Source organism: Variovorax sp. YR266 (assembly GCF_900107295.1).
In the GTDB taxonomy this organism is placed as follows: Bacteria; Pseudomonadota; Gammaproteobacteria; order Burkholderiales; family Burkholderiaceae_C; genus Variovorax.
Map to the genome: position 1 here is coordinate 255715 of NZ_FNPM01000008.1, position 25980 is coordinate 281694.

The 25980-nt window shown below is 67.9% G+C and carries 20 protein-coding genes; 10 read left to right on the top strand and 10 right to left on the bottom strand.

Features of this window, described 5'->3' with window-relative positions; all coding sequences use genetic code 11:
- Window positions 1-40 precede the first annotated feature (40 nt).
- From oxlT to BLW48_RS21820, 7 genes are all read left to right on the top strand, one after another.
- Window positions 41-1324: an oxalate/formate MFS antiporter gene (oxlT, locus tag BLW48_RS21790; protein ID WP_371127396.1), complete on the top strand. Its 1284-nt coding sequence runs from the start codon at window positions 41-43 to the stop codon at window positions 1322-1324.
- 66 nt (window positions 1325-1390) lie between these two features.
- The gene (locus BLW48_RS21795; protein ID WP_256330859.1) at window positions 1391-1930 is read left to right on the top strand and encodes a gamma carbonic anhydrase family protein; all 540 of its coding nucleotides are present in this window, start codon (window positions 1391-1393) and stop codon (window positions 1928-1930) included.
- A 262-nt stretch (window positions 1931-2192) separates the two neighbouring features.
- The gene (locus BLW48_RS21800) at window positions 2193-2726 is read left to right on the top strand and encodes a formate dehydrogenase subunit gamma (RefSeq protein WP_093177431.1); all 534 of its coding nucleotides are present in this window, start codon (window positions 2193-2195) and stop codon (window positions 2724-2726) included.
- Window positions 2723-4282, top strand: coding sequence for a formate dehydrogenase beta subunit (locus BLW48_RS21805; RefSeq protein WP_093177433.1), 1560 nt, complete (start codon window positions 2723-2725; stop codon window positions 4280-4282). The genes BLW48_RS21800 and BLW48_RS21805 overlap by 4 nt, the downstream gene beginning before the upstream one ends.
- Window positions 4283-4316: 34 nt before the next feature.
- Complete coding sequence (gene fdhF / locus BLW48_RS21810; protein ID WP_093177435.1) at window positions 4317-7190, top strand: formate dehydrogenase subunit alpha; 2874 nt, start codon at window positions 4317-4319, stop codon at window positions 7188-7190.
- Window positions 7191-7203: 13 nt separating this feature from the next.
- Entirely contained in the window at window positions 7204-8055 is an 852-nt protein-coding gene (gene fdhD, locus BLW48_RS21815) for a formate dehydrogenase accessory sulfurtransferase FdhD (RefSeq protein WP_093177436.1), read from the top strand.
- A 38-nt stretch (window positions 8056-8093) separates the two neighbouring features.
- Entirely contained in the window at window positions 8094-8345 is a 252-nt protein-coding gene (locus BLW48_RS21820) for a formate dehydrogenase subunit delta (protein WP_093057526.1), read from the top strand.
- Here the strand turns inward: BLW48_RS21820 and BLW48_RS21825 are convergent.
- The 7 genes from BLW48_RS21825 to BLW48_RS21855 all read right to left on the bottom strand — a co-directional run bounded on the left by BLW48_RS21825 (window position 8287) and on the right by BLW48_RS21855 (window position 17693).
- Entirely contained in the window at window positions 8287-8604 is a 318-nt protein-coding gene (locus BLW48_RS21825) for a hypothetical protein (RefSeq protein WP_093079742.1), read from the bottom strand. The genes BLW48_RS21820 and BLW48_RS21825 overlap by 59 nt on opposite strands.
- A gap of 95 nt (window positions 8605-8699) precedes the next feature.
- Window positions 8700-12764, bottom strand: a complete 4065-nt coding sequence (locus BLW48_RS21830; RefSeq protein ID WP_093177438.1) for a translocation/assembly module TamB domain-containing protein — start codon at window positions 12762-12764, stop codon at window positions 8700-8702.
- 8 nt (window positions 12765-12772) lie between these two features.
- Window positions 12773-14713, bottom strand: a complete 1941-nt coding sequence (locus tag BLW48_RS21835; protein ID WP_093177439.1) for an autotransporter assembly complex protein TamA — start codon at window positions 14711-14713, stop codon at window positions 12773-12775.
- 62 nt (window positions 14714-14775) lie between these two features.
- Complete coding sequence (locus BLW48_RS21840; RefSeq protein WP_093057530.1) at window positions 14776-15963, bottom strand: vWA domain-containing protein; 1188 nt, start codon at window positions 15961-15963, stop codon at window positions 14776-14778.
- 18 nt (window positions 15964-15981) lie between these two features.
- Complete coding sequence (locus tag BLW48_RS21845; RefSeq protein ID WP_093177441.1) at window positions 15982-16569, bottom strand: GNAT family N-acetyltransferase; 588 nt, start codon at window positions 16567-16569, stop codon at window positions 15982-15984.
- Between the two features lie 19 nt (window positions 16570-16588).
- Entirely contained in the window at window positions 16589-16834 is a 246-nt protein-coding gene (locus BLW48_RS21850) for a hypothetical protein (protein ID WP_093177442.1), read from the bottom strand.
- 4 nt (window positions 16835-16838) lie between these two features.
- Entirely contained in the window at window positions 16839-17693 is an 855-nt protein-coding gene (locus tag BLW48_RS21855) for an AAA family ATPase (RefSeq protein ID WP_093057534.1), read from the bottom strand.
- A 160-nt stretch (window positions 17694-17853) separates the two neighbouring features.
- Between BLW48_RS21855 and BLW48_RS21860 the strand changes: the two genes are divergently transcribed.
- On the top strand, window positions 17854-18546 hold the full coding sequence (locus BLW48_RS21860) for a c-type cytochrome (protein ID WP_093057535.1): 693 nt from the start codon (window positions 17854-17856) through the stop codon (window positions 18544-18546).
- A gap of 66 nt (window positions 18547-18612) precedes the next feature.
- Here BLW48_RS21860 and pcaG read toward each other — a convergent pair whose 3' ends face one another.
- Together pcaG and pcaH are read right to left on the bottom strand one after the other, a co-directional pair.
- Complete coding sequence (pcaG, locus tag BLW48_RS21865; protein ID WP_093177444.1) at window positions 18613-19221, bottom strand: protocatechuate 3,4-dioxygenase subunit alpha; 609 nt, start codon at window positions 19219-19221, stop codon at window positions 18613-18615.
- Between the two features lie 17 nt (window positions 19222-19238).
- A complete protein-coding gene (gene pcaH, locus BLW48_RS21870) occupies window positions 19239-19964 on the bottom strand; it encodes a protocatechuate 3,4-dioxygenase subunit beta (RefSeq protein ID WP_093057537.1) in 726 nt (241 codons plus the stop codon).
- Between the two features lie 104 nt (window positions 19965-20068).
- Here pcaH and BLW48_RS21875 point away from each other — a divergent pair, with 104 nt between their 5' ends.
- Complete coding sequence (locus tag BLW48_RS21875) at window positions 20069-21058, top strand: LysR substrate-binding domain-containing protein (protein ID WP_093177445.1); 990 nt, start codon at window positions 20069-20071, stop codon at window positions 21056-21058.
- Between the two features lie 4 nt (window positions 21059-21062).
- Here BLW48_RS21875 and BLW48_RS21880 read toward each other — a convergent pair whose 3' ends face one another.
- A complete protein-coding gene (locus tag BLW48_RS21880; RefSeq protein WP_093057539.1) occupies window positions 21063-21497 on the bottom strand; it encodes a DUF1841 family protein in 435 nt (144 codons plus the stop codon).
- A 314-nt stretch (window positions 21498-21811) separates the two neighbouring features.
- Between BLW48_RS21880 and BLW48_RS35450 the strand changes: the two genes are divergently transcribed.
- A complete protein-coding gene (locus BLW48_RS35450) occupies window positions 21812-25978 on the top strand; it encodes a hypothetical protein (protein ID WP_177142382.1) in 4167 nt (1388 codons plus the stop codon).
- Window positions 25979-25980 lie beyond the last annotated feature (2 nt).

Sequence of the window (25980 nt, forward strand, 5' to 3'; positions counted from 1 at the left end):
GACTCGGCCCACCTCCACAACCGCGGGTTCCAACCCCGCGATGTATCCCCCGTCCGAAACCTATGGCGCGACCGCGACGCGATCCGAGGCTTACCGATGGGGGCAGTTGCTGATCGGCATCGTCTGCATGGCGATGATCGCCAACCTGCAGTACGGATGGACGCTCTTCGTCAATCCGATCGCAGACAAGCACGGCTGGAGCCGCGCCGCGATCCAGGTCGCGTTCACCATCTTCGTGCTCACCGAGACATGGCTCGTGCCCATCGAAGGCTACCTGGTCGACCGCTTCGGCCCGCGTCCCGTGGTGCTGGTGGGCGGCGTGCTGTGCGGCCTGGGCTGGGTGCTCAACTCGGTGGCCGACTCGCTGCCGCTGCTGTACATCGCGGCGGCCGTTGGCGGCATTGGCGCCGGTGCTGTCTACGGCACCTGCGTGGGCAATGCGCTCAAGTGGTTCCCCGATCGCCGGGGGCTTGCAGCGGGCATGACCGCAGCGGGCTTCGGTGCTGGCTCGGCCCTCACGATCATTCCGATCTCCGCGATGATCAAGTCGAGCGGCTATGAATCTGCGTTTCTGTATTTTGGGATCGGGCAGGGACTCATTGTGTTCCTGCTCGCATGGATGCTGACCCGCGCGCCAAGCCACTCCAAGGCATCGAACAGCCGCAACGTGCAGCAGGCTGGCCGCGACTACGCGCCGTCCGAGGTGCTGCGCTCGCCCGTCTTCTGGGTGATGTACGCGATGTTCGTGATGGTGGCCGCCGGCGGCCTGATGGCCACGGCGCAGCTTGCGCCCATCGCCAAGGACTTCAAGATCATGGACGTGCCGGTCAACATCATGGGCCTGGTGCTGCCCGCGCTGACCTTCGCGCTCGCCATCGACCGCGTGCTCAACGGCCTCACGCGGCCCTTCTTCGGCTGGGTGTCCGACAAGATCGGTCGCGAGCAGACCATGTTCATCGCCTTTGCGATGGAGTCGGTCGGCATCCTGATGCTCTATCACTACGGCCAGAACCCGATCCTCTTCGTGATCCTGACCGGCATCGTGTTCTTCGCCTGGGGCGAGATCTACAGCCTGTTCCCGTCGACCTGCGCCGACACCTTCGGATCGAAGTACGCGGCGTCGAACGCAGGCATGCTCTACACCGCGAAGGGCACGGCCTCGCTGCTGGTGCCGCTGTCGAGCGTGCTCGCGGCTGCCACCGGCAGCTGGCAGGCGGTCTTCATCGTGGCCAGCGCGGTCAATGCGCTCGCGGCGCTGATGGCGTGGTTCGTGTTGCGGCCGATGCGCCGCAAGCACATCGAGGCGAGCCGCGTCGTCGAATAAATAGACCACCATCGGCTTTCCGTCAGCCGGTACCATCCGGCTTTCTTCCGCCCACGCAGCCCTGCCATGAAGATGGCAGGGCTTTTCGCCGATGCACAGGAGCCCGCAGTGACCATCTACCGACTTGACGCGCATGAACCGGTCATCGACGCCAGCGCCCGCGTGGCCGAGAGCGCCAGCGTGATCGGACAGGTCGTGCTCGCAGCCGGCAGCCGCGTCGGCGCGAATGCGGTGCTGCGCGGCGACAACGAGCCCATCACCATCGGCCGCGGCAGCCACGTGCAGGCCGGCGTGATGCTGCATGCCGACCCGGGCTATCCACTGACCATCGGCGACGACGTGACGGTGGAGCCGCACGTGATGCTCCATGGCTGCACCGTCGGCGACGGTGCCGTGGTCGGCGAGCACACCATCGCGCTCAACGGCTCGGTGGTCGGCCGTGCGTGCATCGTCGAGTCCGGCTCGCTGCTGACCGAGGGCAAGGTCTTTCCCGACCGCTCGCGCATCGCGGGCAGGCCCGCGAAGGTCACGGGCGAGGTCGACGACGCCGAGGCCGAGGCGCTTCTGCTCAGGGCGCGCGATAACGCCGGTCCCTTCGCCCGCTAGGGCCTTTCCGCACCCTCCCGAAACCCTGCCCGCCCGCAGGGTTTGTGCGCATTGGCACCGTGCTTGTTTCGGCGGAAATTGACTTGCGTCAAGGCCCCCGGCGCCCGATTCATCGACATTGATCCTCAAGCGGATGGCCGCGGGATTCACGTCGAATTTCATGACGTTGGTCCCGCGACAGAACCACGATGAAAACAGCTCCGCTTGCAAGCAGACAGCAATGCAGCAGCGGCGCCGGAAACGGACCAGATCGGACGGGATCATGAAACTACAACAAGCGCAGCAGGGGCACGAGGTACCGCATCCGGCCTCCGGCCCCACCGACAAGGAAGACGAACTCGCCGCCGTGCATCGCAGCCTGCTGCAGCATGCGGACGAACCAGGCGCGCTGCTGTCGATCCTGCACGACGTGCAGGACGCGCTGGGCTACATCCCCGCGCACACGGTGCCGGTGATTGCCGACGCGCTGAACCTCTCGCGTGCGGAGGTCCATGGTGTCGTCACCTACTACCACCACTTCCGTGCCGAGCCGGCTGGCCGGCACGTGATCCAGATCTGCCGCGCCGAGGCCTGCCAGGCGATGGGCGCCGACGCCTTGCTCGCCCACGCCGAACTGCGCCTGGGTTGCAATGCGCACGGCACCTCGAAAGATGGCGCCTTCACGCTGGAGCCCGCGTTCTGCCTCGGCCTGTGCGCCTCGTCGCCCGCGATGACGCTCGACGACCAGCCGCATGCGCGCATGACGGCCAAGAACTTCGATGCATTGGTCGCGCAGACCAGCGGAGGCCGAGCATGAGCACTATCACCGTCTACGTGCCGCGCGACTCGGCAGCGCTTGCAGCAGGGGCCGACCGCGTGGCCCGATGCATCGCGAAGGAAGCTGCGGCGCGCGGCCTCATGCTCGAACTCGTGCGCAACGGTTCGCGCGGCATGTTCTGGCTCGAACCGCTGGTCGAGGTGAACACACCGAGCGGCCGCATCGCCTACGGACCTGTGACGCCCGACGACGTGGCCGGCCTGTTCGATGCCGGCTTCCTCACCGGCGGCAAGCACCCGCTGGCTCTAGGCCTGACCGAAGACATTCCCTACCTGAAGAAGCAGGAGCGCCTGACCTTCGCGCGCATGGGCATTACCGACCCGGTGTCGCTGACCGACTACCAGGCCTACGAAGGCTTCGCTGGCCTGCGCCGCGCGCTGGCCCTCGCACCCGAGGAAATCGTGCAGCAGGTGCTCGACTCGGGCCTGCGCGGTCGCGGCGGCGCGGCCTTCCCGGCCGGCATCAAGTGGAAGACGGTGCTGGGCACGGCTGCGGCGCAGAAGTACATCGTCTGCAATGCCGACGAGGGCGACTCGGGCACCTACTCCGACCGCATGACGATGGAGGGCGACCCCTTCATGCTGATCGAGGGCATGACCATCGCCGGCCTCGCCACCGGCGCGACGCAGGGCTACATCTACGTGCGCTCTGAATACCCGCACGCGATAGCGACGCTGAACGAGGCCATCCGCATTGCCGAGGCAGCGGGCTTTCTCGGCGACAACATCCTGCGTTCAGGCAAGCGCTTCTCGCTCGCCGTGCGCAAGGGCGCGGGCTCGTATGTGTGCGGCGAGGAAACGGCGCTGCTCGAAAGCCTCGAAGGCAAGCGCGGCATCGTGCGCGCCAAGCCGCCGCTGCCGGCCATCGAGGGCCTGTTCGGGCAGCCCACGCTGATCAACAACGTCATCACGCTGGCCAGCGTGCCGCTGATCCTGGCGCGCGGCGCGGCCTTCTATCGCGACTACGGCGTGGGCCGTTCGCGCGGCACGCTGCCGATGCAGCTGGCCGGCAACATCAAGTACGGCGGCCTGGTGGAGAAGGCCTTCGGCGTCACGCTGCGCGAGTTGCTGTACGACTACGGCGGCGGCTCCGCCTCGGGCCGGCCGATCAAGGCGGTGCAGGTCGGCGGGCCGCTGGGCGCCTACCTGCCCGAATCGCAATGGGACCTGCCACTCGACTACGAGGCCTACGCGGCCGTCGGCGGCACGGTGGGCCATGGCGGCATCGTGGTGCACGACGACACGGCCGACCTGTCGAAGCTCGCGCGCTATGCCATGGAGTTCTGCGCACTCGAGTCGTGCGGCAAGTGCACGCCATGCCGCATCGGATCGACGCGCGGCGTCGAGGTCATCGACAAGATCCGCAACAACCAGAACCGTCCGCAGCAGGTGATCTTGCTGCGCGACCTGTGCAACACGATGGTCCACGGCTCGCTGTGCGCCATGGGCGGCATGACGCCGTTCCCGGTGCTCTCGGCACTCGACCACTTCCCGCAGGACTTCGGTCTCGTGGTTCCCGATCGCGAAGCTGCCTAGGCGGTTGCGGCGCAGCAGCAGGAGTAAGAAAGACATGTTGGACCATCTCAAGGAAACCGATTACGGCACCCCCAAGCGCGAATCCACGCGCGAGGTGACGCTGGAGATCGACGGCAACGAAGTGACGGTGCCCGCGGGCACTTCGCTGATGCGCGCGGCTGTGGATGCGGGCATCCAGGTGCCCAAGCTCTGCGCCACCGACAGCCTGGAGCCCTTCGGCTCGTGCCGGCTGTGCCTGGTCGAGATCGAAGGCCGCAAGGGCTTTCCGGCCTCTTGCACCACGCCTGCAGAAGCCGGCATGAAGGTGCGCACCCAGACGCCCAAGCTGCAGGACCTGCGCAAGGGCGTGATGGAGCTCTACATCTCCGACCATCCGCTGGATTGCCTCACCTGCTCGGCCAACGGCAATTGCGAGCTGCAGGACATGGCGGGCGTCACCGGCCTGCGCAACGTGCGTTACGGCTTCGACGGCGCCAATCACCTGAAGAGCGAGAAGGACGAGTCGAACCCGTACTTCAGCTACGACCCGTCGAAGTGCATCGTGTGCAACCGCTGCGTGCGCGCCTGCGAGGAAACGCAGGGCACCTTCGCGCTGACCATCAGCGGCCGCGGCTTCGAGTCGCGCGTGTCGCCGGGCCAGGACGAGGCCTTCATGGATTCGGAGTGCGTGAGCTGCGGTGCCTGCGTCGAAGCCTGCCCCACCGCCACCCTGCAGGAAAAGTCGGTGATCTGGCTCGGCCAGCCCGAGCACAGCGTGATCACCACCTGCGCCTACTGCGGCGTGGGCTGCGCCTTCAAGGCCGAGATGAAGGGCAATGAGGTCGTGCGCATGGTGCCGTGGAAAGACGGCAAGGCCAACGAGGGCCACTCCTGCGTCAAGGGCCGCTTCGCCTGGGGCTATGCGACGCACCAGGACCGCATGCTCAAGCCGATGATCCGCAAGAACATCACCGACCCGTGGCAGGAAGTGAGCTGGGACACCGCGCTCAACTATGCTGCGGGTGAGTTCAAGCGCCTGCAGGCCAAGTACGGCAAGGACTCCATCGGTGGCATCACCTCGTCGCGCTGCACCAACGAGGAAACCTACCTGGTCCAGAAGCTGGTGCGTGCCGCCTTCGGCAACAACAACGTCGACACCTGTGCACGCGTGTGCCACTCGCCCACGGGCTACGGCCTGAAGCAGACGCTGGGCGAATCGGCGGGTACGCAGACCTTTGCCTCGGTCGACAAGGCCGACGTCATCATGGTGATCGGTGCCAATCCGACCGACGGGCACCCGGTGTTCGCATCGCGCATGAAGAAGCGGCTGCGCCAGGGCGCGAAGCTGATCGTGGTCGATCCGCGCCGCATCGACATCGTGAAGTCGCCTCATGTAAAGGCTTCGCACCACCTGCAGCTCAAGCCCGGTACCAACGTGGCCGTGGTAACGGCGCTGGCCCACGTCATCGTCACCGAAGGGCTTATGGCCGACGACTTCGTGGCCGAGCGCTGCGACACGGTTTCGTTCAAGGAGTGGAAGTCGTACGTCGAGCAGCCCGAGCAATCGCCCGAAGCCACTGAAAAGGCGACCGGCGTGCCGGCGGCCGAGCTGCGCGCCGCTGCGCGTCTGTTCGCCACGGCCGGCAACGGCGCCATCTACTACGGCCTGGGCGTGACCGAACACAGCCAGGGCTCGACGACGGTGATGGGCATCGCCAACCTCGCGATGGTCACCGGCAACGTCGGGCGCGAAGGCGTGGGCGTCAACCCGCTGCGCGGCCAGAACAACGTGCAGGGTGCCTGCGACATGGGTTCGTTCCCGCACGAGCTGCCGGGCTACCGCCATGTGTCGGACAGCACCACGCGCGCCTCGTTCGAAGCCGCCTGGGGCGTGCAGATCAACCCCGAGCCGGGCCTGCGCATTCCCAACATGTTCGACGCCGCCATCGGCGGCAGCTTCAAGGGCCTGTACTGCGAAGGCGAGGACATCGTGCAGTCCGACCCGAACACGCAGCACGTGGCGGCCGCGATGATGGGCATGGAGTGCGTGGTGGTGCAGGACATGTTCCTCAACGAAACCGCCAAGTACGCGCACGTGTTCCTGCCGGGCTCCTCGTTCCTCGAGAAGGACGGCACCTTCACCAATGCCGAGCGCCGCATCTCGCGCGTTCGCAAGGTGATGCCGCCCAAGGCCGGCTATGCCGACTGGGAAGTGACCGTGAAGCTGGCGCAGGCCCTCGGCTATCCGATGGACTACAAGAGCCCCGAAGAGATCATGGACGAGATCGCCGCGCTGACGCCCACCTTCCACGGCGTGAGCTACAAGCGCATCGACGAGCTCGGCAGCATCCAGTGGCCCTGCAACGACGAGGCGCCCGACGGCACGCCCACGATGCACATCGACCACTTCGTGCGCGGCAAGGGCAAGTTCATCGTCACGCAGTACGTGGCGACGGATGAGAAGGTCACGCGCAAGTTCCCGCTGCTGCTGACCACCGGGCGCATCCTCTCGCAGTACAACGTGGGCGCGCAGACGCGCCGCACCGACAACAACCAGTGGCACAGCGAAGACCGGCTGGAGATCCATCCGCACGATGCCGAGGAACGCGGCGTGAGCGACGGCGACTGGGTGGGCATCCAGAGCCGCGCGGGCGAGACGGTGCTGCGCGCCACGGTGTCAGAGCGCATGCAGCCGGGCGTGGTGTACACCACCTTCCACTTTCCCGAGTCGGGCGCCAACGTCATCACCACCGACAACTCCGACTGGGCCACCAACTGCCCCGAATACAAGGTCACAGCCGTGCAGGTGATGCCGGTGATGCAGCCTTCGGCCTGGCAGCAGGAGTACAGTCGCTTCAACCAGACGCAACAGGACTTGCTTGCCGCCGCATCGGCGCAGCAAAGCGGCGAGACGGTACCGGCCAAGTGAGGATGCTCGCCGCATGAACCTGGTCACTGACGCCGTTCAGTTCTGCGAAGGCGCGCAGTTGCTGCCCGTGCGCGGAGTGCGCGGCGGCCGGCCATTCGACGTGCAGGACTGGGTGGCCGAGGAAGTGCCCGTGGCGCTCGAATACAACGGCATCTCGCACGCGGTGATGCTCGCGACGCCGCTCGACCTGGAAGACTTCGCGCTCGGCTTCTCGCTCAGCGAGGGCATCCTCGAAGCGGCGCACGAGCTTTACTCGGTGGAAGCCGAGCCGTCGGCGCTCGGCGTCACGGTGCATCTGCAGGTGTCGGGCGCGGCCTTTGCGCGCCTCAAGCTGCGCCGCCGCTCGATGGCCGGGCGCACCGGCTGCGGCCTGTGCGGCACCGAAAGCCTGACGCAGGTGTCGCGCGAACTGCCCGTGCTGAGCAGCGAGGGCGCCGCGCAGTTCGACCGCGAGGCTATCGGCCGTGCGATGTCGCAGCTGCCATCGCAGCAGACGCTGCAAGAGGCTACCGGTGCCGTGCACGCGGCCGCCTGGTGCTCGGCGGAAGGCGAAGTGATGTGGCTGCGCGAGGACGTGGGCCGCCACAACGCGCTCGACAAGCTGGTCGGCGCGCTCGCGGCCAATGATGTCGATGCTTCCACCGGCTTCATCGCAGTGACCAGCCGCGCGAGTTTCGAGATGGTGCAGAAGGCCGCGATGGCCGGCGCGCCGCTGCTCGCCGCGGTGTCGGCGCCGACCTCGTTCGCGGTGGCCACGGCGCAGCGCGCGGGCCTCACGCTGGTGGGCTTCGTGCGGCAGCAGGACCTGGGCGTCTACAGCCATCCGCAGCGGCTGCGCACGGCAGACCCGCAACGCGTGCGCTGACGCTTCATCAACAAACAACTCATTTTCTCGAAGGCCCCATGGAGCACGATCATTCGGCACAGCTGGTCAAGATGGCCAATCAGATCGGCACCTTCTTCCAGGCGCAATCGCCGAGCGACGCCGGCGCTGCCACGCAGGCGATTGCCGGGCACCTGAAGTCGTTCTGGGCGCCGAGCATGCGCATCCAGCTGATACGCGACTTCGACGCCGGCAAGACACCGCTGCTGATGCCTATCGTGGCATCAGCGATTCGCGGCCATCGGGCGACGCTGCTGCCTGCTGCGCCATGAGCAGCGACTCGTAGTACAGGCACAGCGGCATCGCGACGAACACCATGCCCGCGACGTAGATCACGAGGCTGGTGACCGGGAACTGCATCTCGTCCCAGTACGGTATGGAAGCCACCGCCGCGATGACGGCGATCAGCGTGATCACGCCGCGCAGCGTGCCGCGCATGAACGCGATGCGCGAGAGCCCCGGTGGGGCGTATATCCGAGGGCCTTGCGCAAAGCTCTGAAGGCCCTCGCCCTTGTCTCCATCTTTTTTCATCGTCGTCGCTCCTCGGTGAAGGCGAAGACGGTTCTTATCACGCGCGCAAGACGCGGGTCAAGGCCGAAGTCCGGCTACTGCGGGACAACCCGCGCTCAGTCGTACTTCACGGTGTAGATCAGGTCGAGCCCGCTCGTCTGCCCCGCCTGCCCGCGCAGCGTGAGCCGCGTCGTCAGGTCGTAGAAGATGAAGATCGTGCCGAATGTGCCGCCCAGGCTGCGTTCGTAGGTGAGGTAGAAATCTTTCGACAGCCGCTTGCCCAGCGTGACCGCCGACTCGCGCAGGTCGCCGCCGCTGCCCGGCCCCTTGAAGCCGAGTTCGTCCAGCCCGAAACGGCTGGCCAGGCTGCCGCCGCTGCCACTGCCGCCGATCTTGCCGAGCAGCGACAGCGCGGCCTGCTGCAGCAGCGCAGACTCGCCGCCGCTGGTGGCCGAAGCACGGCCCAGGATCACCCATGACAGCGTTTCGGCATCGGACAGCGCGGGCTCCGAATAGAGCTTTACGCGCGGCGATTGCGCGGTGCCGGTGATCTGCACGCCCGCGCGCTGCGACAGGTTCGGGCGGATCGCCAGGACGTCCAGCGCCGGGTTGTCGAACGGCCCGTTGAAACGCGCCACGCCGGTTTCCACGTCGAGCTGCTGGCCGTAGGCGCGGTACTGGCCTTTCACGGTCTTCACCTCGCCGGTGATGCGCGGCGGGGCATTCAGCCTCGTGCTGCGGATCTCCAGGTCGCCTTCGAGCCGCGTGGTGATGCCGCGGCCCTGCACCGCGAAGTCGTCGCCAAGGTCGAAGTTGATGACGATGTCCGGCGGCTTGGCGGTCTGCGGCTTGGCGGCCTGCGCGTCGGCCTGGGCGGATTCGCGCTGCGCCGTCTCGGTGGCCTCGCGGTCCTTGGCGGCGGAGCGCACGACGACGTCGCTGCCCAGGCTGGGCGCGGTCTCGTCGGGCAGGATGATGACGGCGCGGTCGGTCTTGAGCTTGCCGCGCACGTTGAACTGGCCGTTGTCGAGCCGGGCCTGCACATCGCCCGAGAGCGTGACCTGCCGGTCGGTGCGCACCAGCACGCGCAGCGCGCGCAACTGGCCCTGCAGGGCCATGCGGATGCCCGAGGCCGTGCCGCTGGCGGGGCCCCAGCTCAGGTCGCCGCTGGCCGAGAGCGTGCCGCCGTCGCTGCGGGCCTCGCTGGCCGAGGTGCTGCGGTTGCCGCTCTGGCCGGCGATGCGCGTGGAGCTGCCAGTGCCGCCCTTGAGCGTGAATTCGGTGATCTCGATGCGCTCGCCGCTGAGCGTGGCGCGCAGGCGGCCATCGCGCAGGTCCAGCCCTTCGACCGGTGCGCGCAGCGCGAGCTTGTCGGCGCCCAGCGTGCCGTTCCAGCGCGGCACGGCGCGGTTGCCCGACAGCGTGGCCCCGGCGTCGAGCGTGCCGGCAATGCGCCAGCCCGGCGGCGCGAGCATCGACCACACGCCGAGGTTCGGCAGCGCGGCCTTGATGGTGCCGCCCAGCGGTGCGTCGGGCGCCCACTGCCAGCCGCCGGCGCGCTGCTGCACGCGGGTGTTGATGTCGGCGTCGATCTTGCCGGCGCGTTCGCTGTCCCACGCGAGCACAGCGTGCACCGCGTCGCCTTCGGCATCGAGCCGCAGTTCGGCCTGGCGCAGGCCGGCCGGCGTGCTGGGCGCGTCGCCGTTCCCGGAGGAGGAGTTCATCGTGCGTTCGCTCGCAGTGCCCGTTCCGGTGCTGGTGATGCGCGTGACGAGCGCGGCCTCGCCGGCCTGCACGCGGATGTCGCCGCTCTGGCGCCCGATGCGGGCCTTGGCGCGCAGCGTGTCGCCGGCGTCGATGTCCCAGTCGCCGTTGAACATCAAGTCGCCGCTGATGCCGTATTCGCCCAGCGTGGTATTGGCGCCGAACGCGCCGGCCCAGGCCATCGGCAGGCCCTGCAGCTGGCCCTTCGACTGCACGCGGAACACGCGGTTGGGCGCCGCGCCGCTCTGGCTGAAGCGCAGCGGCTGCCAGTCGATGCGCACGGTGCCGGGCACCGGGCCGCGCAAGGTGGCCGCGGCGGCGGACGCTTCGACGTCGAGGCGGGGTGCATTGCCGCTGGTGGTGCGGATGGTTGCCGTGACTTCGCGGCTCAGCTCCAGCACCCACGGGTCGCCGGGGCGGGCGCTGTCCTGTGCCTGCAGCTTCAGGCTGGCCAGCGCCGCGCGCCATTGGCCGGCGCCGGCGATGCCGCCGCTGGCGCGGGTGTCGATGTTGAACTTCTGCGTGCCGGTGGCGGCTTCGCCCTTCAGCGTGAGCGAGGCCTGTGCGAGGCTGCCTTCGAGATCGGCGCGCAGGTCGCGCAGTTGCACTGCGGTTGTCGTGCCGCCGGGCGTGGCCGAGGGCAGGCTCAGGTCGAGCCGCGGCACGCCGAGCACGGCCTTGAGGCTGGGCTCGGCGCCGCGCTGCGCGGGTGCGTTGGCGTTCTGCAGCCGGCGCTGGATGGTCTGCCAGCCGCCTTGCCAGCTGGCGTCGAGCTTCGCCGAGCCCTTTGCGCTGGCGTTCGCGAATACGCCGGACAGTCCCGGCAGGCTTTGCACCCAGCGCTGTACGACGTCGGCATCGTCGATGCTGACCTTGATGTCGCCGCCACCCGCAGACGGCGCAATGCGGCCATTGACCTGCGCGCTGCCGCCCGGCAGCACGAGGTTGAGCTTGCCGCTTGCCGCCTGCTCGGCCACGCGCACCTGCAGCCGGCCATCGACGCTGGCGCGCTGGGCCTCGATGCGCAGCGTGCGCAGGTCGAGCACCTGGTCTTTCCATTGGCCCTGGGCCAGCGCGCGGTCGAGCGCGAAGCCTGGCAGGGCCTTGCTGCCGGCGCCGCGGCCTTCGGCACGCAGCGCAGCGTCGAAGGTGATGGTGCTTTCCTTCTGTTCGGCCTTGATCTGGCCGCTGACGGGCGCACCCGAGAGTTCGGTGTACAGCGCGCCGGGCCGCACGCCGCGCACGGTGGCCTGCGCCTGCCAGGGCGACGGCGCGGGGCTCCACTTGCCGGCCGCGTCGATGCGTCCTCCGCCCGCGCGCACGGTGGCCTCGGGAACGCTCCAGCTCGTGCCATCGAAGCCGACCTTGGCCTGCACCTGTTCGAGCGGCAGTTTCTCTTTGTCCCACGGGCCGGGCACGGCGTTGCGGATGTCGGCCGAGGCCTTCCATGCGGCGGGGCCGGTGTCGGCGTCGGGCTGCAGTTCGACCGTGCCGGTGAGCTGCGTCTGGGGCGCGCCGGGCCACAGGCTCGACGCATCGACGTTGCGCAGGTCGGCCTTCGCGTCGATCACCGGCTGGGGCAGCCAGGGCGCGATCTGTGCCTGCAGGCTGGCTTCCATCGGCGCATCGGCGTTTTCTTCGGCCGGCTTCAACTCGGCCGCTACCTGCAGCCGCGCGGCGGTGCCGGCGAGCGTGCCCTTCACGGTGGCGGTGGCCAGCACGTCGATGTTGTGGTCCTCGGCCAGCGGCGCCTTCACGCGGCCGTCGAGCGATGCATCAATCGCCATGGGCGCGGGGCCTTGCAGCTTCACGCGGGTGCTGTAGTGGCCGTCGGCGATGTCCACGCCCTTGACCTCCAGCACGTGCTCGGCGGCCTTGTAGCTGTAGCTGCCCGAGAGGTTGAGCGCCTGCAGCGCGGGCGGGCCGGCCCAGCGCACTTCGTCGATGCGGAAGGGCAGCTCGACCTCGATCGGCAGCGCGAGCTGTTCGAGCGGCTCGGTGGGCTTGTCGCTGGGCGGGCCGCGCTTTTCGATGAGCACCTGCTTGGCATGCACCTCGCCCAGCTGCACCTTGCGTTGCAGCAGCGGCGCGAGCTGCCAGCCGATGGTGGCCTCGTTCACCTCGACGGCGATGCTTTCGCTCTGGTACTTGAGCCAGCCGATGTGGCCGCCGGTGCGCAACGAGCCGCTCACGTCGCGGCTTTCGAGCGTCTGCCCGGCCGGCAGTCGCTGCGCCGCCTGCGCGATCGCGAATGCGAGCGAGGTGTTCGAGCCCAGCCACCACCACGCACCCGCGACCAGCAGCACCACGGCGAGCAGCAGCCCGGCCACGGTCCAGGCCAGGGCGCGCATTGCCCGGCGCGCGCGCGAGCGGCGGGGGGCGAGGGGCGTTGGCTTGGGGTCTGCGTCGGTCTGCATCGAAAAAATCAGAAGGTGAAGCCGAGGCGGAAGTGCAGGCGGAATTTCTTCGAGTCCACGCCGTAGGCCAGGTCGGCCTGCACCGGCCCCACGGGGCTGCGCCAGCGCGCGCCCACGCCCACGCCCACCTTGGGCTTGAGCTCGCCGGGCTTGTCGGCCACGGCGCCAGCATCGGCGAACACCACGCTCTCCCATTCGGTGAGCTTGCCGTTGTAGACGAAGGGGCGCTGCCACTCCACGCTGGCCACGCCGAGGTAGCGGCCCGCAACGGTCTGGCCGTCGGCGCGCACGGTGCCGATCTGCTTGTAGCTGTAGCCGCGCACGGTGGTGTCGCCGCCGGTCAGGAACATCAGCGTGGACGGGATCTGCGCGCTGTCTTTGGCCGACACCGCGCCAGCCTCCACGCGCAGCTGCAGGCGGCTGCGGCGCGCGCGTGCTTCCTTGTCGTCGGCCGAGCCCAGCGGCAGTACGCCGAGCCAGCGCGCGTAGGTGCGCGTGAAGGGCGTCTGCTCGCCGGTGAGCGTGTAGCCCGCGGCCACTTCGAGCGCGAGGCCGAAGCCGCGCGAGGGCGACGCGTTGTCGTCGAAATAGCGGCCGGTCCAGCCCCAGTTGGCCGTCACGGCAGAGGCCGAGGGCGGTGCGTTGATGCCGCGGTTCTGCGCATAGTCGTACTGCAGGAAGTAGCTGCGGTCGATGTGGTCGCCCGACTTGCTGCGCCCGCCTCGCAGGCGTCCGCTGTCGACCACGTAGCTGCCCGATTGCTCGCTCTTCAGTTCGGCGCCCGAGAACCATTGCCAGCCCCGGTCGTCGGGAATCGCCTTCCACTCGGTGCCGAGCGACTTGATGTCGTTGTCGACCGACAGCCGCGAGACGGAGCGCCAGCCCAGCAGCGGAATCTGGTTGTGGATGTGGTCGATCGACAGGCGCGGGCCGTTGTCGGTGGTGAAGCCCACGCCCATCACCACCTTCTGCAGCGGTGCCTCGCGCAGCTGCGCGATCACCGGCGCGGCCAGCGGGTTGCCGCTCTCGGTATCGAGCGTGAGGAACACCGAGTCGTAGTAGCCGCTGCTGGCCAGGCGCTGCTGGGCATCGAGCAGCTTCTGCTGGTCGTAGTCGGTGCCGCTGGGCAGGCGGGCGATGCGGCGCGCGCCGTCGGGGTCGTAGCGCTGGATGCCGTGCAGCATGAGCGGGCCGAACTTGTAGGCCGGGCCTGACTGGTAGGTGACGCTGAGGCGGGCCTCGCTGCGGTCGGCGTCCACTTCGGCGCGGCTGATCTCGATGCTGCCGGTGGGAAAGCGCTTGGCCGTCAGGCTGCGCAGCGCGGTGGTCTTGGCATCGTCCCAGGCCTGCTGGGTGAAGGGTTGGCCGGCGCGCAGGGCCCAGTTGGTGCGGATCGAATCGCGCTGCGCCTCGGCGGTTGCGTCGTTTGCGATCGGGCCGCCGTAGCTGATCTGCACGTTGCTCACCTTGGTGCTCTCGCCGGGCGAGACGGTGATGACGATTTCGCGCGGGGCCTTGGTGCTTTCGGGTGTCTCGTTGAGTTCGAGCGTCAGCGTGGGCGAGAAGTAGCCCATGGTGCCGAGCAGCTCGCGTGCATTGGCTTCGGCGGCCACCATGAGGCGGGAGATTTCGGTGGCGCCGAGGTCGTCGAGCTCGCGGTAGCGCTGGATCTCGAGGTGCAGCTTGAGGTAGTCGCGCACGGCCTCGGGGCCGCGCACGTCGACGGTGAAGGCGTCGCGCTTGTCGGCTTTTTTCTTGTCGTCGTCCTTGCCGTCGTCAGTGGCGGCAGTGCTGTCGGCAGCACCGCTGCGCACGAGGCCGGCCGCGGGCTTGTTGTCTTCGGGCGCCTCTTTCTTCGGCAGCAGGCTGCAGCCTTGCAAGAGCAGGACGCCGGAAAAAAGCAAAGCCGGCCACCATGCCGGCGAAGAAACTGAAACCACCCTGACCATGGGCGGATTCTGACAGCAAGATTCGCCGGTTCCCGAAGCGTCCGGATACAGATGGCTTCGTCCTACTTGGACAGCATGCGCATCGCGTCTTCGAGGCCTCGCAGGGTCAGGGGGTACATGCGGTTCGACATGAGCTGCTGCATCACCGCGATGCTCTGGCGGTACTGCCACACGCCCTGCGGCTCGGGGTTGATCCACGCGAACTTCGGAAAGGTGTGCGTCAGGCGCTGGATCCACTCGGCGCCGGCCTCTTCGTTGTTGTATTCGACGCTGCCGCCGGGCTGCAATATCTCGTAGGGGCTCATGGTCGCGTCGCCGACGAAGATGAGCTTGTAGTCCTTGTTGTACTTGCGCAGGATGTCCCAGGTGGCGAACTTCTCGGAGAAGCGGCGCTTGTTGTTCTTCCACATGAAGTCGTACACGCAGTTGTGGAAGTAGAAGAATTCGAGGTGCTTGAACTCGGTCTTCACGGCCGAGAACAGCTCTTCCACGCGCTGGATGTGCTCGTCCATCGTGCCGCCCACGTCCATCAGCAGCAGCACCTTGACGTTGTTGTGGCGCTCGGGCCGCATCTTGATGTCGAGGTAGCCGGCATTGGCCGCGGTCGAGTGGATGGTGTCGTCGAGGTCCAGTTCTTCGTCGTGGCCTTCGCGCGCGAACTTGCGCAGCCGGCGCAGCGCAACCTTGATGTTGCGCGTGCCAAGCTCCTGCGTGTCGTCGTAGTCCTTGTAGGCGCGCTGGTCCCACACCTTCACTGCGCTCTTGTTCTTGCCCGCGCCGCCGATGCGGATGCCCTGCGGGTTGTAGCCGCCGTTGCCGAAGGGCGAGGTGCCGCCGGTGCCGATCCACTTGCTGCCGCCCTCGTGGCGCTCCTTCTGCTCCTCGAAGCGCTTCTTGAGCGTTTCCATGAGCTCGTCCCAGCCCATCTTCTCGATCTTGGCTTTTTCCTCGGCGGTGAACTCGCGTTCGAGCGTTTTCTTGAGCCAGTCGAGCGGCACTTCCTTCGTGAAGTCGGTCAGCATCTCCACGCCCTTGAAGTAGGCGGCGAAGGCGCGGTCGAATTTGTCGTAGTGCTTCTCGTCCTTCACGAGCGCGGTGCGCGAGAGGTAGTAGAAGTCGTCGATGCCGTAGGCACCGTCGGAGTTGGGCCCCACCACGTCGGCCTGCAGGGCCTCGAGCAGCGTGAGGTATTCCTTGACCGACACCGGCAGCTTGGCCGAGCGCAGGGTGTAGAAGAAGTCGATGAGCATCGGGGCGCTCCTTGTGTTTCAGCCGCGCGGCTTGTCGAGCAGGTACAGCAGCTGGGCCTTCACTTCGGGCCATTCGCCCGCGCGCAGGCTGTACATGACGGTGTCGCGGATGGTGCCGTCGCGGCGCATCACGTGGCCGCGGATCACGCCGTCTTTCTTCGCGCCCAGGCGCTCGATGGCGCGCTGCGAGGCGAAGTTGAAGTTGTCGGTGCGCCAGCCCACGGTGTTGCAGCCGAGTGCGTCGAAGGCATGCGTGAGCATCAGCAGCTTGCAGGTGGTGTTGACGTGCGTGCGCTGGCAGCGCGCGGCGTACCACGTGTAGCCGATCTCCACGCGCTTCACGCCCGGCAGGATGTCGTGGAAGCTGGTGCTGCCGAGCACGGTGCCGGTGACCTCGTCGGTCACTGCGAAGGCGAAGCGGTCGGCGGTCTTCAGCGCGGTCTCGATGTAGGCGCGCGTGTCCTGCGGCTCGGGCACTGAGGTGACGCGCAGCTTCCACAGTTCGCCGTCGGCGGCTGCGGCGCGCAGGCCTTCTTCATGAGCCGGCGACAGCGGCACCAGCGCGATGCCGCGGGCCTTCAGCGTGACGGGTTCGACGAACGCCATTTCAGACTCTCTTGTGTTTTCAGCCTTTGGGATCGCCATACTTGCGCACGTACCAGGCGCGCGCCAGTTGCACCCCGCCACCGCCGCCCAGGCCGATCAGCAGGATCCCGAAGATTTCCTTGTTGCCGTAGCCGGCGGCGCCGAAGGCATCGAGGCCCAGCAGCAGCCCCAACCCGCGGCCGAACAGCGCACCCAGCACGAACAGCACTGCCTGGGCAATGCCCAGCTTCATCAGCTGCCCCGTGGGATGCGGCGTCTGGCTCATGGACTCAGCGGTTGTTGCGTTGCATGAAGACGAGCTTCTCGAACAGCGTCACGTCCTGTTCGTTCTTGAGCAGCGCGCCCACCAGCGGCGGCACGGCGACCTTGTCGTCCTTGCTCTGCAGCGCTTCGAGCGGAATGTCTTCGGCCACCAGCAGCTTGAGCCAGTCGAGCAGCTCGGAGGTCGAGGGCTTCTTCTTCAGGCCGGGCAGGTTGCGCACGTCGTAGAAGGTCTTCATCGCGGCCGTGAGCAGCTCTTGCTTCAGGCCAGGGAAGTGCACGGCGACGATGTGCTTCATCGTCTCGGCATCGGGGAACTTGATGTAGTGGAAGAAGCAGCGGCGCAGGAAGGCGTCGGGCAGTTCCTTCTCGTTGTTCGAGGTGATGAACACCACGGGGCGGTGCTTGGCGCGGATGAGTTCGCGCGTCTCGTAGCAATAGAACTCCATGCGGTCGATTTCGCGCAGCAGGTCGTTCGGGAATTCGATGTCGGCCTTGTCGATCTCGTCGATGAGCAATGCCACCGGCTGGTCGGCCGTGAAGGCCTGCCAGAGCACGCCCTTGATGATGTAGTTCTGGATGTCCTTGACGCGCTCGCCGCCGTCGACGTCCTTCAGTTGCGAGTCGCGCAGGCGGCTCACGGCGTCGTATTCATACAGGCCCTGCTGCGCCTTGGTGGTCGACTTGATGTGCCACTGCAGCAGCGGCAGGCCGAGCGATTGGGCCACTTCCTCGGCCAGCATGGTCTTGCCCGTGCCGGGCTCGCCCTTGACGAGCAGCGGGCGCTTGAGAGTGATGGCCGCATTGACCGCGAGCATCAGGTCCTGCGTGGCGACGTAATTGTCTGAGCCCTGGAATTTCATGAGTGAGATGAGTGAGACGGAGGCTGGGGTGGAGAAAAGAACACACTCGACACGCGTTGTGCAGCCTCAGGGTTGGCCTGCACAGGGTTCCAGGGGACCCCTGCATATAATCGAATGTTGATTCGAAAAACTGTACTCTCCACGAGATTGTGCGCGCAAAATGAACAAGTTGTTGACCACGATGTTTGCCCTTGCTGTCGCTTGCGTGACGGTCTCGGCTGAAGCCCAGCAAGTCACTGGCAAGGCCCAGGACGGAGCAAAGAAGGTTGCGATGTGCGTGGGCTGCCACGGCATCATTGGCTATCAGGCCAGCTTCCCGGAGATCCACAAGGTGCCGATGATCGCCGGCCAGAGCGCCACGTACATCACGGCCGCGCTCACCGCGTACAAGGGCGGCGACCGCAAGCATCCCACCATGCGTGCCATTGCCGACACGCTCACCGATCAGGACATCGCCGACCTCGCTGCCTATTACAGCCAGTTGGGTCTGAAGGACGGCAGTGCACCGCCGGCCACGCTGGCCAAGGCCACGCCCTCGAACGTCGAGGCGCTCATCACCCGCAACGCCGACAACAACTGCACCAAGTGCCACGGCGCCAACTTCAACACGCCGAACGACGGCACCGTGCCCAAGCTGGCCGGCCAGCATGCCGACTACCTGTTCGTCGCGCTCAAGTCGTACCGCGTGAAGAACAACCCGCACCTCGGCCGCTCGAATGCGGTGATGGGCCAGCAGGTCGAAGACAAGAAGTTCACCAACGCCGAGCTCAAGACGCTGGCCAGCTACATCAGCTCGCTGCCCGGCGAACTGAAGACGGTGCCCGAATCGCGCATTCACCACGGCGCCGAATAAGCGCTTCGCTAATAACAAAAAAGCCCGCTGCGAGCGGGCTTTTTTGCGTTCGGGATTTCCCTGAGATCAGACGTCGAAGAAGGCAGTCTCGTCAGTGCCCTGCATGCGGATGTCGAAGCGATACGTCACTGCGCCGCCTTGCTCCACGCGCTCGGCGATCAGCGTGTGGCGGCGATCGGCCGGCACGCTCTGCAGCACTGCGTCTTTCGCGTTGGCTTCGGCTTCGTCGCTGAAGTACACGCGCGTGAACGCATGCAGCAGCAGGCCGCGCATCAGCACGATCACGTTGATGTGCGGTGCTTCGCCGGGCGATTCAGCGCCGGGCTTCACGGTGTGGAACACGAAGCGGTTGCCTTCGGTGGTGCCCGTGCCGACGCGGCCGAAGGCGCGAAAGCCCATGGCGCGTGCCTCGTCGGGCGTCTGCGGATAGCGGCCTTCGCCGTCGGGCTGGCTGATCTCGACCAGCGCGTCGTTGATCGGGTTGCCGTCGCCGTCGATCACCCGGCCTTCGAGGCGGATGCGCTGGCCGCTGGCCTTGTCGAGCGCCAGCACGGCGTCGAAGGGCTGGTCGAAGTCGTAGCCGTACTGCGTGGCGGTGAGGCCGTAGGCGAAGTAGGGGCCCACGGTTTGCGAGGGGGTCTGGCCGAAGTCGGCTTCCTGTGCGGTCATCAACATGGTGTGTGTCTCCTGGCTCAGCGGTTCTCGAAAGGCGTTTCGTCTGCACCGCGCAGCACGATGTCGAACTGGTAGCCCAGTGCGTAGCCCTCTTCGGTGATGTCGAGGCTGAAATCGGCGATGAGCCGGTTGCGGTAGCGCTCGGGCGTGCCGGTGATCATCGGGTCGTACTGCATCAGCGGGTCGCCGGGGAAGTACATCTGCGTGACCAGGCGGCTCGCGAAGCTCTGGCCGAACAGCGACAGGTGGATGTGCTGCGGGCGCCATGCGTTCGGGTGATTGCCCCAGGGGTAGGCGCCGGGCTTGATGGTGAGGAAGCGGTAGCGGCCTTCGCTGTCGGTCAGGCAGCGGCCCGCGCCCAGGAAGTTGGGGTCCAGCGGCGCGTCGTGCTGGTCGACCTTGTGCACATAGCGGCCGGCGGCATTGGCCTGCCACAGCTCGACCAGCGTGTTGGCCACCGGGCGGCGGCGCTCGTCGAGCACCTGGCCGGTGAGGATCATGCGTTCGCCCAGCGGTTCGCCGTTGCGGCGCGCGTTGCGCGTGAGGTCGTTGTCGAACTCGCCGATGCTGTCGTGGCCGTACACCGGCTGCTGCAGTTCGCCGAGCGAGGCCTTCAGCGGAATCAACGGCTTCTGCGGGCCGCGCTTCACGGTCGACTTGTAGCCGGGGTAGACATAACTGGGGTGGGCTTCCCAGTCGCGCGGGGTGAGGATGGGCGAGGGGCCCTTGGTCTTGGTCAACATGTACGTTGTCTCCTGTCGTGGGACGAATCCGGAAGCCGCCACTTTAGAAGCGGCATCCGATGATGTAAATTGAAGATTGCTCCGTTCTCAATAACCAGAAGGCATTGAAAGACTCCGCCGATCTTCGCCAGGACTTCGTGCGCAATGTGCAGTTGCGGCACCTGCGCTGCCTCGTTGCCGTAGCGCAGGAGCGCCACCTCGCGCGCGCGGCCGAACGGCTGGCGCTGAGCCAGCCGGCCGTGTCGAAGACGCTCTCCGAGCTGGAGTCCATCGTCGGCACGCGGCTGGTCGAGCGCAGCAAGGCCGGCCGGCGCGGCGTGCAGGGCCTCACGGCCGCCGGCGAGCAACTGCTCGCGCATGCGCTGCGCGTGCTCGAAGCGCTCGACGCCAGCGCGCAGGCCGTGGCGCCGGCGGCTGGCGGGCGCATCGAGCGCTTGCGCATCGGCGCGCTGCCGAGCGTGGCGCCGGCCCTGCTGCCGATGGCGCTGGCACGGCTGCGCGACAGCCGGCCTTCGGTGCAGATCGTGGTGAAGAGCGCCGCCAACCCCACGCTGCTCGACGAGCTGCGCGCCGGCGAGCTCGACCTGGTGGTCGGCCGCATGAGCGATCCGCGCCTGATGGGCGGCCTGAGCTTCGAGCTGCTGTACACCGAGCCGCTGGTGTTCGCCGTGCGCGCGGGCCATCCGCTGGCGCTGAAGGCGGCGTCGGTGCAGGCGGTGCTGGCTTATCCGCTGGTGGTGTACGGCGAGGGCACGATCCCGCGCCACAACACCGAGAGCTTCCTGTCGGCGCGCGGCCTCGTGTTGCCGGCCAACGCATTGCAGACGCTCGACGTGGCGGTGGCGCGCGCGCTGGTGGCGGTGTCCGATGCGGTATGGATCACGCCGCTGGGCGCCGCGCGCGGCGAGCTGGCGGACGGTCGCCTCGTGCGGTTGCGCATCGAGACAGCTGGCACCGAAGAGCCGGTCGGGCTGCTGCGGCGCAGCGATGCCGAGCCTTCGGCGCTGCGCGGCGCCATGGCAGCGCTGCTGCGCGAGGCTGCGAAGCAGCAGGGCGCGGTGCCGCAGCGGCCCCGGAAAACCTCTCGCGGCTAACTGGCTAGTCTTTCGTGGCCCTGCGCTGTACGCAGGCCACGTAGCCCTCGCCATCCGGCGGCCGGCCCGCGCGCTGGCTCTCCCACATCATCTGGCCCAGGCAGTCCATCGCCTCGTGATGCGCATGCAGCAGCGAGCCGCGGCGCGCTGCCAGCAGCTCGACGGCCTGGCGGATGCCGCGCGGCTGGTCGATGGAGCACTGCTCGCTGATCGACAGATGCATCGACAGATGAAGGAACGGGTTCTCGCGCCCGTTCGATCCGTCGTACACCCGCGCCACCGCCGCGTCGGCATCGACAAGGTCCTCGTGGTACTCGGGGTGCTCGTCGATCCAGCCGGCCGCGATGGTCTCTAGCGCTTCCATCGGCAGGCCCTGCCGGTGCTTGGCGTACACGTCGCAGAAGAAGCGGCGCACGTCTTCCTGGGAGGGATTGAACATATATAGATAGAGCAGAAGAAAAAGAGGGATGGGAGCCGTGTGTGGGGGCCGTGTTTGCGAGCCGTTTCGCAGGCGGCTTCGGGAGCTTGGGATGTGTCGGATGTTCCGGGTACAGGGCGTTACATCGTTACGTAACGAATCGCCAAATGACCTTCTTACGAGCTGTTTCCATACCCCGGTGGAAACCCCCGCTTAAAGAAAAATCTCCATACAAATCAACAGGTTGCATTGCTCTGGACCGCTTTGGCATGGGGCGCGAAAAAAGCGGCACGCTAGTTGCCCCTTAGTAGGCATCTTTTGTCACAGAGGCTGCCATGACCGCTCAACAAGCATCGACCAATTCGACCGAAGGACTTGCCGCCGCTGGCGTCGCTCCTGTGGTCATTGCCCAGGCCACCGTCACTCCGCTGGGCGCTCCTGCCTCGCTGAGCTCGGCGGCGCCCGCCGCAGCTGCTGGCCCGTCCAGCATCGGCACATTATCGAATGCCACGCCGGGTGTCGCAGTGATGCGCGACGGTGTCAGCATTCCCGTCGATGGCAATCAGACTCTGATGGCCGGCGACCGCGTGATCGTTCCGCAAGACGGCCACGCCAATGTTCTCTTCCCCGGATCGGCCACCAACAAGGCCCCGCTGGCCGGTGTGTTCACCGGCGGCACCGACGCCACCATCGGCTCGACCAAGCTGCCGGGCGGCCTCGAACAAGTGAATGTGGATGTCGCCTCGGGCGACCTGCAAGTGACCCCGCCGGACAGCGACGCAGATGCCGCTGCCCTGGCCGTGACCAAGAAGCTCGCTGCCGGCAGCGGCATCGGGCTGGGTGAATTCGCTCTCGGCGCCCTGGGCGCCGCAGCGCTTGGCGCCGCCCTCAGCGGCGGTGGCGGCGGCAGCGACAGCGTTGTTCCGCTGCTCGTCGGCTCGGGCAATCCGACCACGCCCACCACGCCGGGCGACTCCGACGCGGATGCCGACTCGGATGCAGATGCCGACGCCGACGCGGATGCGGACGGTGATGCAGATGCAGATGCCGATGCCGATGCAGATGCCGATGCCGATGCCGACGCCGACGCCGACGCCGACGCCGACGCTGATGCCGATGCCGATGCCGATGCCGACGCCGACGCCGACGCCGACGCTGATGCCGATGCCGATGCCGATGCCGATGCAGATGCCGATGCCGATGCCGATGCAGATGCCGATGCCGATGCCGATGCCGATGCAGATGCCGATGCCGATGCAGATGCCGATGCCGATGCAGATGCCGATGCCGATGCCGATGCCGATGCCGATGCCGATGCAGATGCAGATGCAGATGCAGATGCAGATGCAGATGCCGACGCAGACGCAGACGCAGACGCAGACGCAGACGCAGACGCAGACGCAGACCACCTCCTCGATCCAGGCGACGGCGCCGTCGGTCACGTCACCGACAGCCTCGGCAATGCGCTCGGCCTTGGCGACTCGCTCACGCCGGTCAACAACGTGGTCGACGGCCTGACCGACACGCTCGACGACGTGCTCGCTCCGGTGCTCGGCAGCGAGTTCACGCCGAACGATCCCAACCAGTTCGACCCTATCGACAACACCGTCGGCAGCGTGACCGGCCTGCTGGGCGACTCCCTGAGCCCGACGCTCGACAACCTGCTGGGCGAGGGCGCCACGACCGCCATCCTCGGCACGGTGCTGGGCCAGGTCGACTACCTGACCGACGCGCTGGACAACGGCCTGACCAACCTGATCGGTGACCACGGCATCATCAGCGGCCTGACCGACGCCCTCGGCCTCGGCGGCCTCACCGACCAGCTGGTGGGCGACGACGGCCTCCTGGGCGGCGTGCTCGGCAACGTGCTCGGCGACGGCAGCCTGGTGTCAGGCCTTCTGGCTGACGATGGCCTTGTCGGTGGCCTGCTCGGCGAAGACGGCCTCGTCGGCGGCCTGCTGGCTGAAGACGGCGCCGTGGGCGGCCTGCTCGGCAATGTGCTGGGCAGCGACGGTCTCGTGGGCGGCCTGCTTGGCGACGGCGCGGTGGGCAGCCTGACCGGCGGCCTGCTGGGTGACGAGGGCCTGCTGGGTGGCCTGCTCGGCGATGGCAGCGCACTGGGCGGTGTTCTGGGCGACGACGGCCTCGTGGGCGGTCTGCTCGGCGGCGACGGCGCCCTCTCGGGTCTGCTGGGCAGCAGCGGCCTCACCGGCGAGCTGCTGGGCCACGGTGGCCTGGTCGACAGCCTGCTCGGCCAGGACGGCGCGATCTCCGGCCTCATCTCCGACAGCCCGCTGGGTGGCCTGCTCGGTGGCGAAGGCGGTCTCCTGGGCGGCGCGCTCGACGGCCTGCTCGCTGACGACGGTCTGGTCGGCGGCTTGCTGGGTGACGATGGCCTCGTCGGCGGTCTGCTCGGCGGCGATGGACTCCTGGGCGGCGTGCTGGGCGGCGACGGCCTGCTGGGCGGTGTGCTCGGCGACGACGGCCTGCTCGGCGGCGTGCTGGGCGACGATGGTCTGGTGGGTGGCCTGCTCGGTGGCGATGGCCTTCTGGGCGGCGTGCTGGGCGATGACGGTCTGGTCGGCGGCCTGCTGGGCGGCGACGGCATCGTGGGCGGCCTGCTCGGTGACGACGGTCTGGTGGGTGGTTTGCTGGGCGACGATGGCCTCCTGGGCGGCGTGCTCGGCGGCGACGGCCTCGCTGGCGGCCTGCTCGGGCCGGATGGCCTGGTTGGCGGCCTGCTTGGCGAAGACGGTCCGGTCGGTGGCCTGCTGGGTGATGACGGCCTGCTTGGCGGTCTGCTCGGCGATGTGCTGGGTGGCATCGGCGGTGGCGGCACCCCGGGCACCGGCGCGGCGCTGCTCGACCCGGCCGACGGCGTGCTCGGCAACCTGGCCGACGGCCTGAACACCGGCCTGCTGGGCGGGCTCGGCCTGGGCAACGTACTCGGGCCGGTTGTCGGCGTCGCGGACGGCCTGACCGACACGGTCGACGGCCTGCTGGGCCCGGTGCTCGGCACCAGCTTCACGGAGAACGACCCCAACGTGCTCGACCCGGTCGACGGCCTCGTTGGCCAGGTTGCGGGCGGCGTGAGCGGCCTGCTGAGCCCGCTGACAGATCAACTGCTCGGCGCGAACACGACGGCCGCGTTGCTGAACGGTGTCACGGCTCAAGTCGACTACCTGACGGACGGTGTGGCCAACCTGCTGGGGGGCGATGGCCTGCTCGGCGGCGTCTTGGGTGACGACGGCCTGTTGGGTGGCGTCCTCGGCGGTGACGGCGGCCTCCTTGGTGGCGTCCTGGGTGATGACGGCCTGTTGGGTGGCGTCCTCGGCGGTGACGGCGGCCTCCTTGGCGGCGTCCTGGGTGATGACGGCCTGTTGGGCGGCGTACTCGGCGGCGACGGCGGCCTCCTTGGCGGCGTCCTGGGTGACGACGGCCTGCTGGGCGGCGTACTCGGCGGCGACGGTGGTCTGCTCGGCGGTGTTCTGGGTGACGACGGCTTGCTGGGCGGTGTGCTCGGCGGCGACGGTGGCCTCCTTGGCGGTGTCCTGGGCGACGACGGCCTGCTGGGTGGCGTACTCGGCGGCGACGGCGGCCTCCTTGGCGGTGTCCTGGGTGACGACGGTCTGCTGGGCGGCGTGCTCGGCGGCGACGGTGGTCTCCTCGGTGGTGTCCTGGGCGATGACGGTCTGCTGGGTGGTGTGCTCGGCGGCGACGGCCTGCTGGGTGGCGTACTCGGCGGCGTGACCGGTGGCGACGGCGGCCTGCTCGGCGGCATCCTCGGTGACGACGGTCTGCTGGGTGGCGTACTCGGCGGCGTGACCGGTGGCGACGGCGGCCTGCTCGGCGGCATCCTCGGTGACGACGGTCTGCTGGGCGGCGTACTCGGCGGTGTGACCGGTGGCGACGGCGGCCTGCTCGGCGGCATCCTCGGTGACGACGGCCTGCTGGGCGGCGTACTCGGCGGTGTGACCGGTGGCGACACCGGTGGCCTGCTCGGCGGCATCCTCGGCGACGACGGCCTGGTGGGTGGCCTGCTTGGCGGCGTGACCGGTGGCGACGCCGGTGGCCTGCTCGGCGGTGTGCTCGGCAACGACGGCCTGGTAGGCGGTCTGCTCGGCAACGACGGCCTCGTCGGCAGCCTCCTGGGTCAGGACGGTCTGGTGGGTGGCCTGCTCGGCGGCCTGACCGGCGCCGACAGCCCGGTGGCCAACATCCTGCAGCCGGTGACCTCGGTCGCCAGCGGCCTGACCGACACCGTGGCCCCGATCGTCTCGAACGCGACGGGCGCGGTGCACGACGTGACGGCTCCGGTGACCGACATCCTGGCCGGTGCCACGACGGCCACCGCTCCGGTGGCAGACGCTGTCAGCAGCGTGGTGAACGGTGTCGAACATGCAGCCACCCCGCTGGTGACCGATGTCGTGACCCCGATCACTAGCCTGGTCGAGCACGCCGCGTCGCCCGTGACGAACATCCTTCACGGTCTGCTGGGCTGATC

What these genes read in the sequence shown, in the direction of transcription:
- oxlT (WP_371127396.1), top strand. Translation starts at nt 41, where the DNA reads ATGTATCCCCCGTCCGAAACCTATGGCGCGACCGCGACGCGATCCGAG.
- BLW48_RS21805 (WP_093177433.1), top strand. Translation starts at nt 2,723, where the DNA reads ATGAGCACTATCACCGTCTACGTGCCGCGCGACTCGGCAGCGCTTGCA.
- BLW48_RS21830 (WP_093177438.1), bottom strand. Translation starts at nt 12,764, where the DNA reads ATGCAGACCGACGCAGACCCCAAGCCAACGCCCCTCGCCCCCCGCCGC.
- BLW48_RS21795 (WP_256330859.1), top strand. Translation starts at nt 1,391, where the DNA reads ATGAAGATGGCAGGGCTTTTCGCCGATGCACAGGAGCCCGCAGTGACC.
- BLW48_RS35450 (WP_177142382.1), top strand. Translation starts at nt 21,812, where the DNA reads ATGACCGCTCAACAAGCATCGACCAATTCGACCGAAGGACTTGCCGCC.
- pcaH (WP_093057537.1), bottom strand. Translation starts at nt 19,964, where the DNA reads ATGTTGACCAAGACCAAGGGCCCCTCGCCCATCCTCACCCCGCGCGAC.
- BLW48_RS21820 (WP_093057526.1), top strand. Translation starts at nt 8,094, where the DNA reads ATGGAGCACGATCATTCGGCACAGCTGGTCAAGATGGCCAATCAGATC.
- BLW48_RS21800 (WP_093177431.1), top strand. Translation starts at nt 2,193, where the DNA reads ATGAAACTACAACAAGCGCAGCAGGGGCACGAGGTACCGCATCCGGCC.
- BLW48_RS21850 (WP_093177442.1), bottom strand. Translation starts at nt 16,834, where the DNA reads ATGAGCCAGACGCCGCATCCCACGGGGCAGCTGATGAAGCTGGGCATT.
- BLW48_RS21835 (WP_093177439.1), bottom strand. Translation starts at nt 14,713, where the DNA reads ATGGTCAGGGTGGTTTCAGTTTCTTCGCCGGCATGGTGGCCGGCTTTG.
- BLW48_RS21855 (WP_093057534.1), bottom strand. Translation starts at nt 17,693, where the DNA reads ATGAAATTCCAGGGCTCAGACAATTACGTCGCCACGCAGGACCTGATG.
- BLW48_RS21845 (WP_093177441.1), bottom strand. Translation starts at nt 16,569, where the DNA reads ATGGCGTTCGTCGAACCCGTCACGCTGAAGGCCCGCGGCATCGCGCTG.
- pcaG (WP_093177444.1), bottom strand. Translation starts at nt 19,221, where the DNA reads ATGTTGATGACCGCACAGGAAGCCGACTTCGGCCAGACCCCCTCGCAA.
- BLW48_RS21840 (WP_093057530.1), bottom strand. Translation starts at nt 15,963, where the DNA reads ATGCTCATCGACTTCTTCTACACCCTGCGCTCGGCCAAGCTGCCGGTG.
- BLW48_RS21825 (WP_093079742.1), bottom strand. Translation starts at nt 8,604, where the DNA reads ATGAAAAAAGATGGAGACAAGGGCGAGGGCCTTCAGAGCTTTGCGCAA.
- fdhD (WP_093177436.1), top strand. Translation starts at nt 7,204, where the DNA reads ATGAACCTGGTCACTGACGCCGTTCAGTTCTGCGAAGGCGCGCAGTTG.
- BLW48_RS21880 (WP_093057539.1), bottom strand. Translation starts at nt 21,497, where the DNA reads ATGTTCAATCCCTCCCAGGAAGACGTGCGCCGCTTCTTCTGCGACGTG.
- fdhF (WP_093177435.1), top strand. Translation starts at nt 4,317, where the DNA reads ATGTTGGACCATCTCAAGGAAACCGATTACGGCACCCCCAAGCGCGAA.
- BLW48_RS21860 (WP_093057535.1), top strand. Translation starts at nt 17,854, where the DNA reads ATGAACAAGTTGTTGACCACGATGTTTGCCCTTGCTGTCGCTTGCGTG.